The organism is Paenibacillus helianthi (assembly GCF_001909055.1).
Taxonomy (GTDB): domain Bacteria; phylum Bacillota; class Bacilli; order Paenibacillales; family Paenibacillaceae; genus Paenibacillus_AQ; species Paenibacillus_AQ helianthi.
In genome coordinates this window covers 1-17,178 of record NZ_LVWI01000044.1, presented here as the reverse complement: position 1 = coordinate 17,178, position 17,178 = coordinate 1, and the positions used below count along the sequence as shown (strand labels likewise).

At 49.6% G+C, this 17,178-nt stretch carries 9 protein-coding genes and 2 rRNA genes; 2 read left to right on the top strand and 9 right to left on the bottom strand.

The window, feature by feature from the left end; translation table 11 throughout:
- Positions 1-58: 58 nt before the first annotated feature.
- The 3 genes from A3844_RS16270 to A3844_RS16260 are packed head-to-tail and all read right to left on the bottom strand — an operon-like array spanning position 59 to position 3,452.
- Positions 59-928 carry a carbohydrate ABC transporter permease gene (locus A3844_RS16270; protein ID WP_074107942.1) on the bottom strand — a complete coding sequence of 290 codons (870 nt, stop codon included), beginning with the start codon at positions 926-928 and terminating at the stop codon, positions 59-61.
- A gap of 19 nt (positions 929-947) precedes the next feature.
- Complete coding sequence (locus A3844_RS16265) at positions 948-1,847, bottom strand: ABC transporter permease (RefSeq protein WP_074101732.1); 900 nt, start codon at positions 1,845-1,847, stop codon at positions 948-950.
- A gap of 24 nt (positions 1,848-1,871) precedes the next feature.
- Positions 1,872-3,452, bottom strand: a complete 1,581-nt coding sequence (locus A3844_RS16260) for an extracellular solute-binding protein (RefSeq protein ID WP_143192092.1) — start codon at positions 3,450-3,452, stop codon at positions 1,872-1,874.
- Between the two features lie 316 nt (positions 3,453-3,768).
- On the opposite strand from A3844_RS16260, the gene A3844_RS16255 reads away from it, so the two are divergent.
- Positions 3,769-6,090 carry a helix-turn-helix domain-containing protein gene (locus tag A3844_RS16255; RefSeq protein ID WP_074107940.1) on the top strand — a complete coding sequence of 774 codons (2,322 nt, stop codon included), beginning with the start codon at positions 3,769-3,771 and terminating at the stop codon, positions 6,088-6,090.
- 97 nt (positions 6,091-6,187) lie between these two features.
- Here the strand turns inward: A3844_RS16255 and A3844_RS16250 are convergent, their stop codons facing one another.
- Positions 6,188-9,928, bottom strand: coding sequence for an alpha-L-arabinofuranosidase C-terminal domain-containing protein (locus tag A3844_RS16250; RefSeq protein ID WP_074107939.1), 3,741 nt, complete (start codon positions 9,926-9,928; stop codon positions 6,188-6,190).
- A 231-nt stretch (positions 9,929-10,159) separates the two neighbouring features.
- On the bottom strand, positions 10,160-11,122 hold the full coding sequence (locus tag A3844_RS16245) for a glycoside hydrolase family 43 protein (RefSeq protein WP_074107938.1): 963 nt from the start codon (positions 11,120-11,122) through the stop codon (positions 10,160-10,162).
- Between the two features lie 425 nt (positions 11,123-11,547).
- On the opposite strand from A3844_RS16245, the gene A3844_RS16240 reads away from it, so the two are divergent.
- The gene (locus A3844_RS16240) at positions 11,548-14,136 is read left to right on the top strand and encodes a beta-L-arabinofuranosidase domain-containing protein (protein WP_074107937.1); all 2,589 of its coding nucleotides are present in this window, start codon (positions 11,548-11,550) and stop codon (positions 14,134-14,136) included.
- Between the two features lie 376 nt (positions 14,137-14,512).
- On the opposite strand, the gene A3844_RS16235 is transcribed toward A3844_RS16240, so the two are convergent.
- From A3844_RS16235 to A3844_RS16220, 4 genes are all read right to left on the bottom strand, one after another.
- Positions 14,513-15,004, bottom strand: coding sequence for a pyridoxamine 5'-phosphate oxidase family protein (locus A3844_RS16235; RefSeq protein ID WP_074107936.1), 492 nt, complete (start codon positions 15,002-15,004; stop codon positions 14,513-14,515).
- A gap of 133 nt (positions 15,005-15,137) precedes the next feature.
- The gene (locus A3844_RS16230; protein WP_074100866.1) at positions 15,138-16,490 is read right to left on the bottom strand and encodes a sodium-dependent transporter; all 1,353 of its coding nucleotides are present in this window, start codon (positions 16,488-16,490) and stop codon (positions 15,138-15,140) included.
- A 187-nt stretch (positions 16,491-16,677) separates the two neighbouring features.
- Positions 16,678-16,794 (bottom strand): 5S ribosomal RNA (rrf, locus tag A3844_RS16225).
- 145 nt (positions 16,795-16,939) lie between these two features.
- Positions 16,940-17,178 (bottom strand): 23S ribosomal RNA (locus tag A3844_RS16220); the annotation flags it as partial.

The following is a 17,178-nucleotide window of genomic DNA, read 5'->3' as shown; positions in this document are numbered from 1 at the left end:
AGCCTCCTTATCGATTGGAGTATCTGAAAGGGAACCGTGGAGTCCCCCGAAGCGAAGCTTACCCTTTCACTGAACCAATCATCGTTCCTTTCTCAAAGTATTTAAGCAAAAACGGGTACAGCACAAGCACGGGCAAGGAGCATACGATCACTGACGCCATCTTCAGACTCTCCGGTGCAGGAGGGATCAAATTGGTTGCCGTAGTGAACGGGTCCAGCTTATTCTCGATAAGAATCTGCCGGACGACTTGCTGGAGTACGAACTTCGACTGGTCGGTGACATACAACAGATTATCCATAAAGGCATTGATATGGTGTACCAGCGACCAGAGTCCGATCGTCACCAGGGACGGAATAGAGAGAGGCAGTACGATGCGGAACAGAATCCGCATGTCCCTGGCCCCATCGATGCGGGCCGCTTCGATCAGCGCATCCGGAATGGACCGGAAGAATGAGAGCATCACCAGAACCTGGAAGGCATTAGCTGCTGTTGGCAGCACATAGACCCAGCGCGAGTCCAGCAGATGCAGCTCTTTGATCAGCAGATAATTCGGTACGATGCCCCCGTCGAAGATCATGGTGAACAGTATAAGCATGATCAGAACGCGCTTCATAGGAAAATCCGGACGTGACAGAGGATAGGCGGCACAGACGGTAACGAGCAGCGTCAAAAGCGTTCCCACCACCATGCGGAACACTGTATTTGCATAACCCGACCAGATGAATGGATATTCCAGCAGCTCCCGGTATGCCCTCCATTCGAAGTCCCGCGGGAAAAAGTGAAATCCGCTCCGGAGCGCCTCTCCGCGTCCGCTGAAAGAAACCGCCGTAACATGGATGAACGGATACACGACGATCAGCGCGAGCAAAGATAGCACAAAATAGATGATAGCGGGTGTAATAAGATCCTGCCATTTTCTCGTCTTCATGACTGACTTCCTCCTACTCCTACCATAATCCATTTTCCCCCTTGCTCAGCTTCCTCACGGTCAGATTGGCACCCAGAATGAGCACAAGTCCCACGAGTGACTTGAACAAGCCGATAGCTGCTGTGTAGCTATACTGGAACTGCTGCAGACCGACACGGTAGACATAAGTATCGATGACGTCGCCTGTTTCAAAGGTGACCGGATTAAGCAGATTGATGATTTGTTCAAAATTTGCGCTTAAGAACCCGCCGAGACTGAGAATGAACATAATCGATATGGTCGGCATGATCGAGGGAACATTGATCCGGATGATCCGCTGCCAGCGGTTCGCTCCGTCTATGATGGCCGATTCCTGAATCTCCGGGTTAATCCCCGACAAAGCGGCGAAATAGATGATGGAACCCCAGCCCAAATCCTTCAGAATGGAGGAACCTACGACTATGGACCGGAAATATTCCTTTTTGCCCATGAAGAAGATAGGCTCCTTTCCGAACCAGCCCATGATGTCAGCCATAATCCCTGTAGTCGGCGACAGAAAATAGATGATAAGACCCGACATGATTACCCAGGATACGAAATGGGGCAAGTACATCGTCGTCTGAATGAATCTCTGGAAGTACCGGGAGCGGACCTCGTTCAGCAGAATCGCCAGAATAATCGGAGCCGGAAATGCAAAGAGCAGCTGATAAAAGTTTAAAAGCAGGGTGTTTTTAAGAAGACGGTAAAAGTCGCTACTCTGAAACAAATCCTGAAAATGCTGAAATCCCACCCACGGACTTCCCCAAATTCCATCCACAACCTTGAAATCCTTAAATGCAATGACCACGCCATACAGCGGACCATATTTAAAAACAATGAAAAACGCAAAGGCAAACAGAAACAGCGCCAATAATTCTCCATGCTTTCGTATGGTTTTCATCTTACACTCCCCTGAAACCCTTATTTATTTTTTGAATTGAGCCTGATACATCTCGTTGGCTTCCTTGGTCAATTCATCGCCGCCTCTGGATTTCCATTCTGCAACGAACTTATCGAAATCTTCGAGTGGAATTTCTCCGCTGATGATTTGAGCGAAATATTTCTGCATCAGTGAAGTCAGGTCGTTTTTGTATTTCCCGTCGGAGGGCAGTGCCGAGAACAACAGCGCATCCGTCTGCCTTGGAGCGGATGAATAGGTTTTGATTGCTTCATTCAGAGCCGGATTGGAATATTTCTCGCGGTATGCCTGGGTCGTGATATTGCCAAGCGAGAAGAGCCGGATGCCAGCCTGATCGCGTTCTTCCGCTTTCTCAAATCCAGCCAGGAACTTGGTGGCTCCTGCGGTTGCCCCGCTCTCCGTAAAGTCCCAATGAGTCCCCTTCACTCCGAGATTGGTCATATTGATGGTTTCCTCATCGCTGCTCTCTGCCTTCAGGATCTCGAACAGCTTGTCGAGCTTCTCCGGCTGGTCCTTCACTTTGTTGCTGATGACGACAAAGTTGCTCTTTACTCCCCAATCCCACGAGCCGTCACCGCCTGGACCCTTCGGATTCTTGGCAAACACCAGCTCCGAATTGGGATTCAAGGACTTCATTTCCGTCACAGTTGCCGCATCCGGGAGTGCGCCCTTGGCAATCTGTTCCTCGATGACCCCGATCCGGTTATTATAGAGTTTTTTACGATAGGAATCCTGGGTATCGGTGATGAATTCAGGGTCGATCACTCCGTCTGCGTACCACTGCCGCAGCTTCGCCAGTGCTTCCTTCGTCTCCGGCATGACAGAGCCGTTCATAATCTCCCCGTTCTTCTCATGCCACATGGTCGGTTCCACGCCGTACGCACCAAAGATCGAATAGAAGCCGGATGACCAGGTGGAGGTCGCTGTACCCGTCAGGCCGAAGGTATCTTTTTTGCCATTTCCGTCCGGATCCTTCTGTGCGAAGGCATAGACGGCCTTCTCGAATTCATCCAGCGTCTCCGGAGCCTTGGTTATGCCTACTTTATCAAGCCAATCCTTGCGCCAGAGCATCCCCAGATCATAAGGCTTCAGGTCGATAAACATAGGAATGGCCCAGAGCTTATCATCAATAGTAACGGTTTGGAACAATGCTTTATTTTTCTCAATATCCTTGGAATACTCGGGCATCTTTTCCTTCAGCATGTTCGGATCCAGGCTCATCAGGACACCCTGGTTCTGGTACGCCGCTACATTCGCGGGATCACCCAGCATGAAGATGTCCGGAACTTCACCGGAAGCAATGCTGGCATCGGTCACTTTCACCGGCTTAATCTTTACATTGAACTTCTCTTCCAGCCACTTCTGGACCTGGGAGTTTTCCACCACTCCAGGAGCCTGGAAATGGATGCCCCATGTAATTTCCACCGGGCTTGGTGCTGCTGATTCCTTTGTATTTGCGCTTGCACTGGCATCAGGTGCTGCCGCATTATTCCCGCCGTTACCGCTGTTGCCGCAGCCAGCCAGCAGACCAGCTGCCAGCATGGCCGGCAGAACCGCATTGCCTAATTTCTTAAGCTTCATCTGCACATGTACTCCCCCTATATGAAAGAAATATGTTGACCGCTTTCTGCTTCGGCTCCCGACGTTGCCCACAGCCATAAATGATAGCGGTTACAACTTTTACGATAGCCTCCTCTGCTGCGGGATACAATCCTCTCTTTCGATTCTTTTTATGTTTTGGCCACTTCTGTGGTTTGGAACGCGTTATGTTTTTCTGTTTTTTTAATGTTTTTCGGGCTTCCGCTTACCAAAATACTCATTTGTGATATAATTCCTCTATTAATGAATGTGTATCACGCACAATTATGTAAGCGTAACCATTCTGAAAAGTGGAGTGAGACCTTTGCAGGGATACCGTTCGATCAAACATAATACGATGTTCGTCAAGCTGCTGCTTTCCTTGACCGCCATTGCCGTGATCACCGTCATTCTCATCTCCACGGTCACTTACTCGATTTCGGCGGACAACAGTATCCAGAACGCCATCGCATACAACGAATCAATCCTGACGCAGCAGCAGGAGCTGATTCACAAGGAACTGACCGCCATCAAATATGCTGCCACCGGCATGATCACGACCCAATCGTACCTGTACCATACGAAGGGCAGCAAGTTAAGTGTCAGCTCCCTGATTGATTTATCAAGCTTTGTGGAGCAGCAGAAAAAGATCAGTCCCTACATCGATTCCATCTATTTATATTACGACCCTCTGGAGCTTATCCTGACATCGCGTCCCGAGATCAAGACCTCTCCCATCTCGACCTTTGCGGACAGCTCCTGGCTGAACGTATGGAAGCAGCAATCCGACAGCCGCACGATTTGGATTACCGGAAGACAAGACGCCTTTGCACCGGACCACCCTGCAACCAGCCTGCTTCAAAAGATGCCATTAATCGGTCATGTGAACGGCGCCATCGTCATGAATCTGAAGCTCCAGCTGCTTTTTGACGACTATTTAAGTCATTACCATAATAAAAAAGGCACCACCCTTGTATTGGGGCCGGATTCAGAGTTGCTCTATTCCGATTCGGAGGCCGGAGATTCCCTGCTGAAACAGTTAGACTTCTCTAAGCTGACCGGCGGAAACGGCTTCTATATGGATGACTCCGACCGGATCGTCTCCTATACTGTCTCAGAGCTGACAGGATGGAGATTTGTTGATATTACTGAGCGCTCGGTGCTCCTGCAAGGAATGGACCGGATCAAGTTCATTGTCATTATTGTAGCGGCGGTATACCTGTCTGCGGCAATCGCCACCTCCTTTTATTTGTCCAGAAGATTGTACCGGCCTCTCCAGAGTGTGATCACCTATATCGGCGGTTCATCAGCCGGTCAGCGGGACGGAACAGGCAGCCCTCTGCCTGAAGGTGATGAAGCCGGCTTCATTCGTCATATCTTTGATCAGCTGGGCCGAAACTGGGAGACACTGATGACAGAGAAGCGGAAGGTAGATTCCCTTCTCCTTGATAACCGTACAGCCATTAAGGAGAAGTATCTGAACGACCTCATCCAGGGCGGCAGTACGGATCAGGCGGCGGAGCTGCTGGGGCTCCGTCTGGATTTTAACCGGTTTGCCGTGCTGACTCTGGAACTGGATGAGCCTTATCCAGTGAAAGGGCCGGACAGCAGCCTTCAATTCCACCTGTTGCGTTACGGCCTTATGGAGGAGCTGGGAGCCGATATCGACGGCGAGATTTTCGCCAAGGATGACAAGAGAACGGTGATTCTCTTTTCGGTTCCTCCGGAGGAGGACGATTTCCCGCTGGAGCAAGCCAAGAAGCTGAAGCAGCTTTTGCTGACCCGCTACAGTATGAATGCGACCATTGCGGTCAGCCGGATCTACAGCGGTGCAGAAGGGGTTCGTTCGGCTTATGAGGATACCCTGGAAGCTCTGAGTCTGAAGATGTATATCGGCAAAGGCGAGATCCTGCCTTACGACATCCTCGGCGAATGGAAGTCAGAGGAGGAGGCTTACTATTATCCGTATGAACTGGAAACCAAGCTGCTGCAGTCACTGCTGCAGACGGACAAGGAGGAATGCTTCAGTGTCGTCCGGCAGATCACCCGGACCGCGTTGGTTAAGAAGCTTAGCAAAGCGAATATCCAGCAGCAGTTCTTCCAGCTGAGCGGGGAGATCATGAAGACTCTTGTCCAGTCACGGGGCGATATACACGCCGTGTTCGGGGACAGACCCTCTTACGGGGATGTGCTGGCGGGTGCGGAGACACTGCCGGATATGGAGGAGTGCCTGCTGGATATGTGCGATAAGATCATCGCCTACCACAAGGAGAAGCGTTCCAGGATAACGGATGTGACCCTGCAGCTGGCAACGGATTATATGGATGAGAACTTCAATAAAAATATTTCCGTGGACACGGTTGCTGAGTATGTGCAGCGCAGCTCCTCTTACTTAAGCCGCATCTTCAAGGAGTCAACGGGGATGACCGTCAACGATTATTTGATCCAACTGCGAATCAAACGTGCCATGGAGCTATTGAAACAGCTAGACCTTTCCATTGAGGTGATCTGCAAGGAGATCGGATATGCAAATGTAAGCTACTTCAATAAGATCTTTAAAGCCCGGACAGGGCTGACTCCCGGACAATACCGGCAGCAGGAGGCGGCAGACAGGCTGCTTGCCCAGGGAAAGGAGCAGGCGGAATAATAGCGGGTCCAAGCACGCAGGAGGGGTGTTCCAAATCAAAAAAGAGCCGCCCTTCCGTCAATAATGACAGGAGGACAGCTCCCAGTTGAAATCAGTATTACCCTTTCAGATGGAGCACCAGTACATTTACCGAGTTGGCCGGCAAATTCAGGACGATGCCATTGTTGTCTAAGGAGACCTTGCGCTCGCCAGGTATCACCCGTTCATCGTCTCTTTTGTTGACATTAGGCAGATGCACAAGCGAAGCATCCCCTGTTAGGCTAACCAGCTTCGCAGCCGTCTCCACATGCACATCATGCAAGTTAAGCTGCGTTGTCTTGTCCACATTGTCGGCGTTAACAAGCTTCACATAGATATGCTCTGCGTCTTTCGTCACCGAGCTGAATATCTCTCTATTATAGGCTTCCAGCTTATAATCCAATATTTTGCTGGTCACCTTGCCATCCGAGTAGGAGCAAATCAGCCGGTCACCGGTGCCGCCGCCATAATTCAGCGTAATGGTATACTCGGTGTTGTCTGCAAGCTTTTCATATTGAGCCGCTCTTAAATTGCCTGCCGCCGTGCTGGAAGAATAATCACCCAAGGTGTAGCCTTCTATCCCTTGCTTGTACACCTTGACGCCGGTGGCGTCGCCCCCATAACCGATTGCATATTCAATGACATCTTTGTTTCCCGAAGCGATATCCGTCAGGCCGGCCCCCACATAGAAGCCATCTTCGCCCGCAAGCCTTGAAGCAACAACCTCCACTTTGTAGTCGGTCCATTCATCATTCAGGATGTATAATCCGTTCAGCCCGCCCGTTTGAGCTTTTAATACAAGTCCCTCGCCCGCCCGGATAACAGAGCCCGCAGAACCGGGAATGACCTGCCATGCCGGGTCCAGCTGCTGCGTAAAATCCTGGTTCAATAGCACGCTGCCGTCCTTATTGGAGGTTACAGTCACACGTTTTACGACGATTTCGGCGTTGCCTGCCGCAATTTCGATTCCGCCGCGGGGAACAAGCTCTGTAGGCTTCCCGTTTTTGTATGTGGAAAAGGAGGTTTTCAGCACCTTGTCGCCCAAATATTTGGCAAATAGCTGCTGTACATAGTAGTTCGGAGTAAACCATACGGTCTCATCGTCGAACCAGATACAGTCTGGAGTCCATCTGTACGTTCCATCGGTCAGCACCTTATTGAACAGCGGCGCATAGGCAGAGAGCAATACAACGTCGGCGTTGTTCTCAAATCCGGTCATGAGCGCCGCCTCTGCTACAGCACCGGCCAATGTATTTTTATCAGTAGATGCATATTCCCCTACAAATACCTTTGAAGTTTCTTTCCAGTCCGTGCTTCCGTCCGCATGGCTGGCTCTGTAGTAGTAATTGTAACGGTCCACATTGTTCAGTAAATACTCGTTGGAACGGTAGTAGTGCTCATCTGCGATGGTATCCATATAGTTCTGTTGTTGTTCATACCAGGTGACGGTTTCTTCAATCACTTCATAACCATCGGCAAAAGCTACCTTGGCCGATCCTTCCAGATTACCGCTCAAAAATTTCCAGCCCTGCTGATAGGCATCATCATCCGCCTGAGCGCCGACTGTCGAGATCATGTGCAGCTTATGGCCCGGATAGTTCTGCTCCATATATTCATCGATAGAGGTTTTGAACACTTCAAAGTTGGCAAAAAACTCTGTACCCCAGTTTTCGTTGCCCACGCCCAGATAGCGTAGATCAAACGGCGCCTCATGGCCCATTTTTTGGCGCATGGCGGCCCATTCGTTGCCCGCAAAATCCATACTGATAGCAAAATCGATCAAATCCGTAAAGTTCTTGATGAAATACTCCCGAAGTTTGCCACCGGCCGGATGGGCATAATCCGAGCGGGCCTGACACAGCACACCGCAAGCCATGACCGGGAGCGGAGTTGCGTTCAGATCCTCAGCCAATTGAAAGTATTCCATATAGCCAAGCCCCATAGTCATCATGTAGCCCCAGACGTTATAGTTCTCCTTGCGAAGCTCGATGTCCCCCACAGAATCCTTCCAGTCATATACGTTCTCCCAAATGAAGGAGCCTTCCGAGATACAACCGCCCGGAAAGCGCAGGAATTTCGGATGCATCTCAACCAGCGCGTGGACCAGATCTTTTCTTAACCGGTAATTTGGGTTGCCCAGATAATTCGTATGTGCCGAAGCAGACTTCGCCTCTTCCCCCGCGCCCCATACATCCTGCGGCATCAAAGAGACCATATCAATGGAGATTTCACCGGCAAAAGTAAGGGCCAGCTGACCCAGAACTGTAGCCGATCCCGTCAGCACCAGCTTGGTCTTCACTCCATATTTCTTCCATATGCCGCCGCCTACCACTTGCAAGGTTACAGTGTCACTGACAGCCGCCCCGTCCGGTGCCTGCAATTGTACCGTTATTGCACCTGCAGTTTCAGCCTTGGCCCATAGGGTGAATTCATATTTGGCATCCGTCCGGATAGCCATCGCACAGTGCTGATTGGAATCGGCAAAACCTCTGTTCCGAATGGTCGCCCCGTCAGCCACCTTCACATAATAGGAATTGACATCCTTGTCCGTAACCTTCAGGAATTCATTGAGACCGCCGCTGCTCTGAGGAATCATCTGCTCTACGTCTCCGGACCAGGCGAATAAAGGCTCCCGGTTCCGGCCGGTAGAGCAGCCGCACTCGCCCGAAGCATGGGAATAGGTATCAAAAGCAAAAGACTCGAAGGACCGGTTCTGCACCAGCTCCGCGTAAATCCCGCCATCAGCTGCATTGTTGATGTCCTCATAGAACAAGCCGTACAGCACTTCGCTGACATCCAATATTTCCTGGTTGCCGTGCACATTCAAGGTGTAAGGCGGCAGATTCGGCGGAATAACGGATACCTCAAATGTCTTCCGGACAGAGCTTGAGCCTTTGCTTAATGTGGCGGTAAGCGTTACTCCATAGGCAGAGTTAATATTCTGTATACGGCCCTGGTTAGAGAGCACCTCCGGGTGGCTGGATTCCCACGCCGCTTCTACCGTTCCGCCCAGCAAGTGCGAAGGTAGGGCAAGGTCGTGGGCCACAATGGTTGTCGGCAAGAACAGGTACTTTCCGGCGGCTAGCTTCACAATCTCTTCATCCGTTAATGAATCGCACATCACTTCGATCACTTTGTCTGCGGACAAACCGGCCTTATAGATTCTGAAATCCGTCAGGGAACCGGCAAAATCGTCATCTGCAGCATACTGGGAACGGCCGATAAAATTGCTGCTGTAATTGGACAAATCGGTTAACGTCCCGAACCAGCGGCGAAGCTGAGCATAATTGCCGCTGGTGGTCTGGCTAATCGAGCCGTCGGCGACCGTTTCACCGTTCACATATACAATGGGTCCTGCACTGCTTAACTTGCCGTCCTCCGTACCGGTTATGGACAGTGCGATATGGATCCACTCACCTCCGGCAAACCCCCGGCCCGGATCAGCGACCAGGTCCATGCCCGCAGACAACGTTCCGCGCAATTGGCGGGTCAGGAATACAGACGGTCCCGTCTCCCCGTTACCAAAGTCAAAAATCCGTTCCCACACGCTCGTGCCCTTGCCGAAGTTCACCCAGGCCGCAACCGTTATACCGGTGTTGTCGTTCACTCCTTCAAGCAGATCGGATGGCAACTGGATAAAAGATGAACCATTCCGTCCTCCTGCAAAGGTCACAGCGCTTCTTCCGCCAACTGTAGACACCACTGGCGGTAGCGTGCCGCTAACCATCCCGTGATTATCGTGACCCGAGCTGTCATTGCTGACGTTATCTGCATCCTCAAATCTGTAATGGGCAATTAAGTGCTCATGAAAAGCAGTCATATTATGCATTCTCCTATTCCTTTAATTAATAAAAACATAAATAATTTAATATAAACATAAACTATACTAATCCTACCTTGTCTGCCCTCTATTTATCAAGTCTTTCTTGCAAATAGAAAATGTTGCAACCGTAACAACGCCAATAAGGCCGCCGAGATGTTCTCGACAGCCTTACCGGCCCTGCGGGCATATTGATGCGGTTTGCTCATTCTGCCTTGAAGCCGATAGGCGTTATCTCCTGTTATCCTTCACAGGCACCTCAAAATCAGGTGTGCCGTCTTCATTCCACCGGAATTGCTGTACCCGTGTATGGCGGTTCGGATCATATAACGGATCGCCCGTGATTTCCTTGTAATTCCGCGCGTGGTAGACGATAACATCCCGGCCTTCCTCATCTACCGTAAAACTGTTGTGCCCCGGTCCATATTGTCCGTTCTCCTCCGTAGTATGGAATACCGGTTCAGGATGCTTCGTCCATGAAGCAGCATCCAGCAGATCCCCGTCCTCGTCTGCCTCCAGCAGCCCCATACAATAATTGTGATCGGTGGCACTGGCCGAGAAGCTGATGAAAATCCGGCCGTTCCGCTTGAGAACGGCTGCTCCTTCATTGACTTTGAAGCCGATAATCTCCCACGGATGCTCAGGAGTTGATATCATGGTCTGCTTGCCGCGCAGTGTCCAGGGATTGCTCATTTCAGAGATATACAGGTTGGAGTTGCCTTTAATTCCGGGATCCTTCTGCGCCCACACATAATACAATGCACCCTTGTGCTGGAACGTTGTGGCATCCAGGGCAAAGGATTCCCAGGCTGTCTTCACCTGCCCTTTCTCCACCCAATCCCCTTCCAGAGGACTTACGGATGCATTCTCCAGCACGTACATGCGGTGGTCGAACAGACCTTCGTTGGTTTCTGTTGTATGAGCCGCCGCGAAATAAATGTACCACTTGCCGGCAATGTAATGAATTTCCGGCGCCCAGATATTGGCGCTGAGTGATCCTGAAGCATACTTGCGCCAGGCCACAACCGGCTGCGCTTCAGTCAGGCCTTCCAATGTCCGTGAACCTCTCACTTCGATCCGGTCATATTCAGGAACCGAAGCTGTGAAATAATACCATCCGTCGGTATGCTTGTACACCCAAGGATCGGCACGCTGCTCCACCAGCGGATTGGTAAACGTTCTGTTTGCAGGCATATGATCTCTCCTCTTTGCTATGAGCTAGCCGCTGCAGTTATAACTGCCTTACCCCTGACCTCTTCGGCGGGGCGTTCCTGTGTAGCGTACTGCCATTTATGCAATTACCAAATTAGCACAGCAATATTTTTATGTAAATATGAATTTATTTAGTTTTATATATAATTAAATATAATAAAACATGATAATGCCAAATAAGTCATCAAAATAATGACCCATCACCTGGAATGAGTGTATATCAGTATAATGTATTTATATAATCATTTTTAAATTTATAAAGATTTAAACAAAATCGAATTGCAATTTTGAGAAATCTACCCTTTTGACACATATTCTAACCTTGCTCTATTTACGTCTGGCGCCTATAAATTATAAGCTTTAAGTGCAAAACGGCCTGAATAATCTAATTCTAGGAGAGCAAAAATATGACCTTAGGCAACAACCCGCTCCTGACAACGGAACAATCACCTATCCATCCTTTTCCCATGAATCAGGTCACGCTTACCGACCCTTACATGGTTAATGCCTTATCCAAAGAAATTCTTTATCTCAAAAGCTATGATCCCGACCGTTTGCTTGCCGGCTTCCGCGAAAATCGGGGACTCCCTCCCAAAGGAGAAAAGTACCCCGGCTGGGAAAATACCGAAATCAGAGGACATACACTGGGACATTATCTGACCGCAACGGCCCAGGCTTATGAGAATACCGGCAGCAGCGGACTTCTGGAACGTCTGGAATACATCATCGGTGAGCTGGGGGAATGCCAACTGGAGAACGGTTATCTGTCCGCTTTTCCGGAGACATTATTTGATCATGTGGAAAACAAGCAACCAGCCTGGGTTCCCTGGTACACCATGCACAAAATCATCGCCGGTCTGGTCGCTGTCTACCGTTCAACCGATAACTCTGCAGCTTACCGTATAGTGTCCGGGCTCGGCGAATGGGTGTACCGGCGTGTCTCTGCCTGGTCGCCTGAAATTCAGGAACGGGTACTCTCGGTTGAATACGGAGGGATGAATGATTGCCTGTATGATCTGTACAAGATTACGCAGGACGGTCATCATTTGTATGCGGCGCATATGTTCGATGAACTTGCATTGTTTACCCCTGTCCGTGAAGGTCGGGATATTCTCAAAGGCAAACATGCCAATACGACGATTCCCAAGTTTCTCGGGGCATTGAACCGCTATCTCGTGCTGGGAGAAGGAGAGCGCTTTTATCTGGAAGCTGCGGTGCAGTTCTGGGATATGGTTGTCAATCACCACAGCTATATTACAGGCGGGAATAGCGAATGGGAGCATTTCGGCGATCCGGATATTCTGGACGGGGAACGCTCCAACTTTACGGCCGAAACCTGCAACACCTACAATATGCTGAAGCTTACCAAAGAACTGTTCAAGCTTACCGGAGACATCAAATATGCCGATTTCTACGAAAACACGTTCATCAACGCCATTCTTTCTTCACAGCATCCGCATACCGGCATGACGATGTATTTTCAACCCATGGCGACGGGTTATTTCAAGGTGTACAGTTCTCCGTTCGACCACTTCTGGTGTTGTACCGGCACCGGCATGGAGAGCTTCACCAAGCTGAATGACAGCCTTTATTTCCACCGGAGCAACAGCATCTACGTTAATCAATATGTCAGTTCTACCCTGGTATCGGAAGCGCACCGGATCGAGCTGGAGCAGGAGGCCAACCTCCCTTATAAAGATACAGTCATATTCAATCTGCGTACCTTGGACAGTCAGGCGACCACACTAGAGCTGCGTTTACGTATACCAGATTGGATCGCCGGGACAATGAACATTCATTTGAATGGAAATACAGTAGCCTTCCGGACAGAGGGCCGGTATGCTGTCCTGGAGAATGTCTGGAAGGACGGTGACAAGCTAAGCATTCAATTCCCGATGAAGCCTTTCTACTGTACACTGCCTGACGCCCCGAATGTGGTAGCTTTCAAATATGGACCGGTGGTGCTAAGCGCCGCATTGGGAAAAGATGATCTTACACAGTCGGCAACAGGTGTAGCTGTCAGCGTGCCAACGAAAAATATGCTGGTAAAGGATTTTATCACACCGTCTCACGGGAGCATCAGCGATTGGCTGGATCACTTCGAGGAGCATTTCATACGTAAAAATGGAGATCTGGTCTTCGTATTACGTGGAACGGATGAGGACGGACGGCTGGAATTCACACCCCATTACAAGCAGCATGAAGAACGCTACGGCATCTATTGGAAGCTTGTTGAAACGGATTCCAGGGAGTTACAGGAGCATATTTGGCATGGGAAACAGGATCAGACGATCCGGGAAGCTACCATTGACAGTCTGCCGGTTGGCAATGATCAATACGAGCTTGAGCATGGCATCCAAGGGGAGAACACTACGGTTGCCGTCTGGGATGGCTATACCCTTAGACAAGCGGAGAATAACGGCTGGTTCAGCTACCGGCTGAAAGTACTCCCTGAGCAGGATAACTATTTATCTGTCACCTACTTCTCCGGCAACAACGGCAAAGCGATAGATATTTATGTAGACGGCGAACTGCTCGCCAGCGATACATTGAGGACTGATAAAGTGCGGACCTTCTATAATAAGCGATACCTCATTCCGGCAGAGCGGATAAAAACAGCCACCGAGGTAGAGATCAAATTTGTCATTCCGGGGCAGATGAATGGAATTTTCGATCAATTGCGGATGATGACAAGCTACAGCAGTAATGCCGAGCTGGCCGAGCTAATCTTTGACGCAGGCAGCCTTTCAGGGGCATTTACCACCGATCAGACCGACTACACTTTGACTGTGAGCGCGGGTACATTAGCGGTGCGGATGCATGCCAACCTTTCGCACAAAAATGCCCTAGTCTATGTCAATGACATTCTGATCGAGGATACATTGCCTAGAACTGTGTTCCTTTCCAATCCAATTACGAATGTGCAAATCAGTGTTACAGCGGAAGATCTGGAAGTGGTGAAGAAATACAAAATTACGATTATTAAACCCGCCTAGAGAATACACATTGCAAGTAGAAACGGCAACATCGTCCTTTTAAAAGCTTATGCTTCCAAAGCAGTGTACTACGATCGTTTTCAGGTATCCGGTTCAGCGAGAAAAAGAAGGATAATATATTGTGCACAGCATATACATTCCTATCTTGTAATCAAAGAAACAAACCGGCAAGCCAGACAGCTTTACGGAGATCATTAATATAGTTTTAGGATACCGCTATGCAACAGGGGACTTCTCTTGCATAGTGTCCGTATTCGCTCATACCTGTATAAAAAGCCACCAGGACTTGTCCTGGTGGCTGATTGGTTGATTGGTTGATTGATTGGCTAATTGGCTCATTCGCCCAACTTTGATATTTAGATGTCGGCTCGGCAGCCTACATTAATTCGATAGTCTGGTTGAGATTCGACTGTTCCGTATCCTGGTTCGTTATTCGTTTAAACAAATAAGTCGCCTTCTCGGCCAGGTTACCGCTCTTCCAGTATTCAGCCGCTTCGGCTTGCACTTGGATCAGAATTACCTCAGGGTCATCATAGCTGGTTTGCAAAAAAGCATCATACCCCGCATTCCAAAATACTTTTTTCTTGTCCAGATCCTGAAGAAGCTTGGCCGTCCCACGGACAGAGACATAGGATTTATCGGCATATACGACGTTAACCCTCGGATCATGGAGGATTTCCCCGAACTTGCTAGTGTCCTTCTTGGTAAGGAACCATAAATCTCCGTCGAACTCAACCTCCTGGGTCTTCATGGGGCGGGATACCAGTCCCTCTGCTGATATCGTAGTGAACATCGCGGTATCAATACCTTTGATCAGCTCTCTCACCGTCTCAACTGCTTCCTTGTGACTTTGGTTCGAATCTGACATGCTTATCGCCTCGTTTCTTCCGGGTTATGGAATAGGTTATCCAAACAGATACCAATTATTAACCGAAATACACATAAAAACCCCACAACCCAAGGGGTCGTAGAGTTTATTGTCTATTCTGGAGATGGTTGAATTAGAATTTAAGAATCCCTGAGGTATGGAGCAGCACCAAAAACACCAGAATCGGCGCAACATACCGGAGCATGAACAACCAGATACGGAACCAGCGCGCCTGTAATCCGGCTGCTTCCGCCGCCCCTTTCCAGAAATATCCTGCAAAAATAGTGATCAGCAGACCGCCGAGCGGAAGCATAATGTTAGAAGTGATGAAATCCATCCAGTCAAACAAGGCTTTGCCCCCAAAAGTAAGCTCAGGGAACATGCCCAGCGACATCGCTGAAGGAATACCCAGCAGGAAAAGGACCAGAGACAAGATCCAAACCGAGCGTTGACGGCTCCAGTTCCAGCGCTCCATCGCAAAAGATACGGGCACTTCAAGCAGGGATACAGCCGAGGTCAGAGCGGCAATGGCCAGCAGGATAAAGAATAGACCGCCGAAGAACGAACCGAAGGGCATCGCAGAGAATGCCGCCGGCAGAGCGATAAAAATCAGCGAAGGCCCTTGATCGGGGGCAATGCCAAACGAGAACGTCGTCGGGAAAATAATCAACCCGGCTATAAATGCATATAGCAAATCTCCGGCGCCTATGGCAAGTGCAGCGGTACCCAGCGACTGTTTTTTATCCACATATGAACCGTAAGTCAGAAGAATCCCCATCCCGAGCGACAACGAGAAGAAAGCATGTCCCAAAGCGACCAGAGCAGATTCCGCCGTCAGCACCGAGAAGTCTGGTTTGAGGAAGAAGGACACTCCTGCGTTTGCCCCCGGAAGGGTTACGGCGCGAATCATGAGTACAATAAGGAGAACGACCAGGCCGGGAATCAATACTTTGTTAAATTTCTCAATCCCTCCTGACACCCCAAGGATGACTACACCCGCCGTAATCAGGATAGCCACACCCTGCCAGACAATCGGCATATACCCTGAGATAAAGGAACCAAATTCACCTGCATAGTCACTAGTGCTGAACAGTTGTCCGTTGAAAGAAATCAACGCGTAATTCAGCGTCCAGCCTGCAACGATAATATAAAAAGAAAGGATTAGAAAAGGCGCCACTACTTGCAGAATTCCGGCTGCTTTCCAGCCTCTCCCGCCTCCGGCACGTATGAACGATGTCGCCGCACTTCCCCGTCCGCTGCGTCCGATAGCCAGCTCGGCCAACAAAACCGGCAAGCCAATTAACACCAAACAGACGATGAAAAGAAGAAAAAAAGCCGCCCCGCCATTTTCTCCTGTAATATAAGGAAATTTCCACATATTCCCCAGACCAACAGAACTGCCGATGGCTGCGAAAATAAAACCGCTCGAAGAAAAGCGTTCTTCCTTCTCCGTAAGCAGGCTTTTTTCACCTTTAGATTGATTCATTTACTTATGCCCCTTTTTCTCTTTTAGCCTTCATTATAGCTTAAGTCACCCTGCGAGTCTTATGGGAATTTCTGAATTTCCTAATCATTATCCTTTTTTCTGTATAAAAACTCTGATTTTTCAAAGGTGTTCCTCTGTTTCATTAAAACAAAAAAACCACTGCTAATTATTCAGCAGTGGTCCATGTGCTTGGCGGCGTCCTACTCTCCCAGGACCCTTCGGTCCAAGTACCATCGGCGCTGGAGGGCTTAACGGTCGTGTTCGGGATGGGTACGCGTGGAACCCCTCCGCTATCGCCACCAAACGGGCATTTGCGGTGCAAATGCATCATTCAGGTCTCAGCATCGCCAAATGCTGAAAACAAATCTTTTTCATTTAACCTCTTGGGTCTCATGAATCAGAACTTGATTCCTGAAAACTGAATCCGAAACGAATCTGCGTTTTATGATTTGGATAAGCCCTCGACCGATTAGTATTGGTCAGCTCCATGCATTGCTGCACTTCCACCTCCAACCTATCTACCTCGTCGTCTTCAAGGGGTCTTACATACTGGGAAATCTCATCTTGAGGGGGGCTTCACGCTTAGATGCTTTCAGCGCTTATCCCGTCCGTACGTAGCTACTCAGCCATGCTCCTGGCGGAACAACTGATGCACCAGCGGTACGTCCATCCCGGTCCTCTCGTACTA

Excerpts from the sequence above, each read along its gene's own strand:
- A3844_RS16240 (WP_074107937.1), top strand. The coding sequence starts at position 11,548 with ATGACCTTAGGCAACAACCCGCTCCTGACAACGGAACAATCACCTATC.
- A3844_RS16230 (WP_074100866.1), bottom strand. The coding sequence starts at position 16,490 with ATGAATCAATCTAAAGGTGAAAAAAGCCTGCTTACGGAGAAGGAAGAA.
- A3844_RS16265 (WP_074101732.1), bottom strand. The coding sequence starts at position 1,847 with ATGAAAACCATACGAAAGCATGGAGAATTATTGGCGCTGTTTCTGTTT.
- A3844_RS16270 (WP_074107942.1), bottom strand. The coding sequence starts at position 928 with ATGAAGACGAGAAAATGGCAGGATCTTATTACACCCGCTATCATCTAT.
- A3844_RS16235 (WP_074107936.1), bottom strand. The coding sequence starts at position 15,004 with ATGTCAGATTCGAACCAAAGTCACAAGGAAGCAGTTGAGACGGTGAGA.
- A3844_RS16250 (WP_074107939.1), bottom strand. The coding sequence starts at position 9,928 with ATGACTGCTTTTCATGAGCACTTAATTGCCCATTACAGATTTGAGGAT.
- A3844_RS16245 (WP_074107938.1), bottom strand. The coding sequence starts at position 11,122 with ATGCCTGCAAACAGAACGTTTACCAATCCGCTGGTGGAGCAGCGTGCC.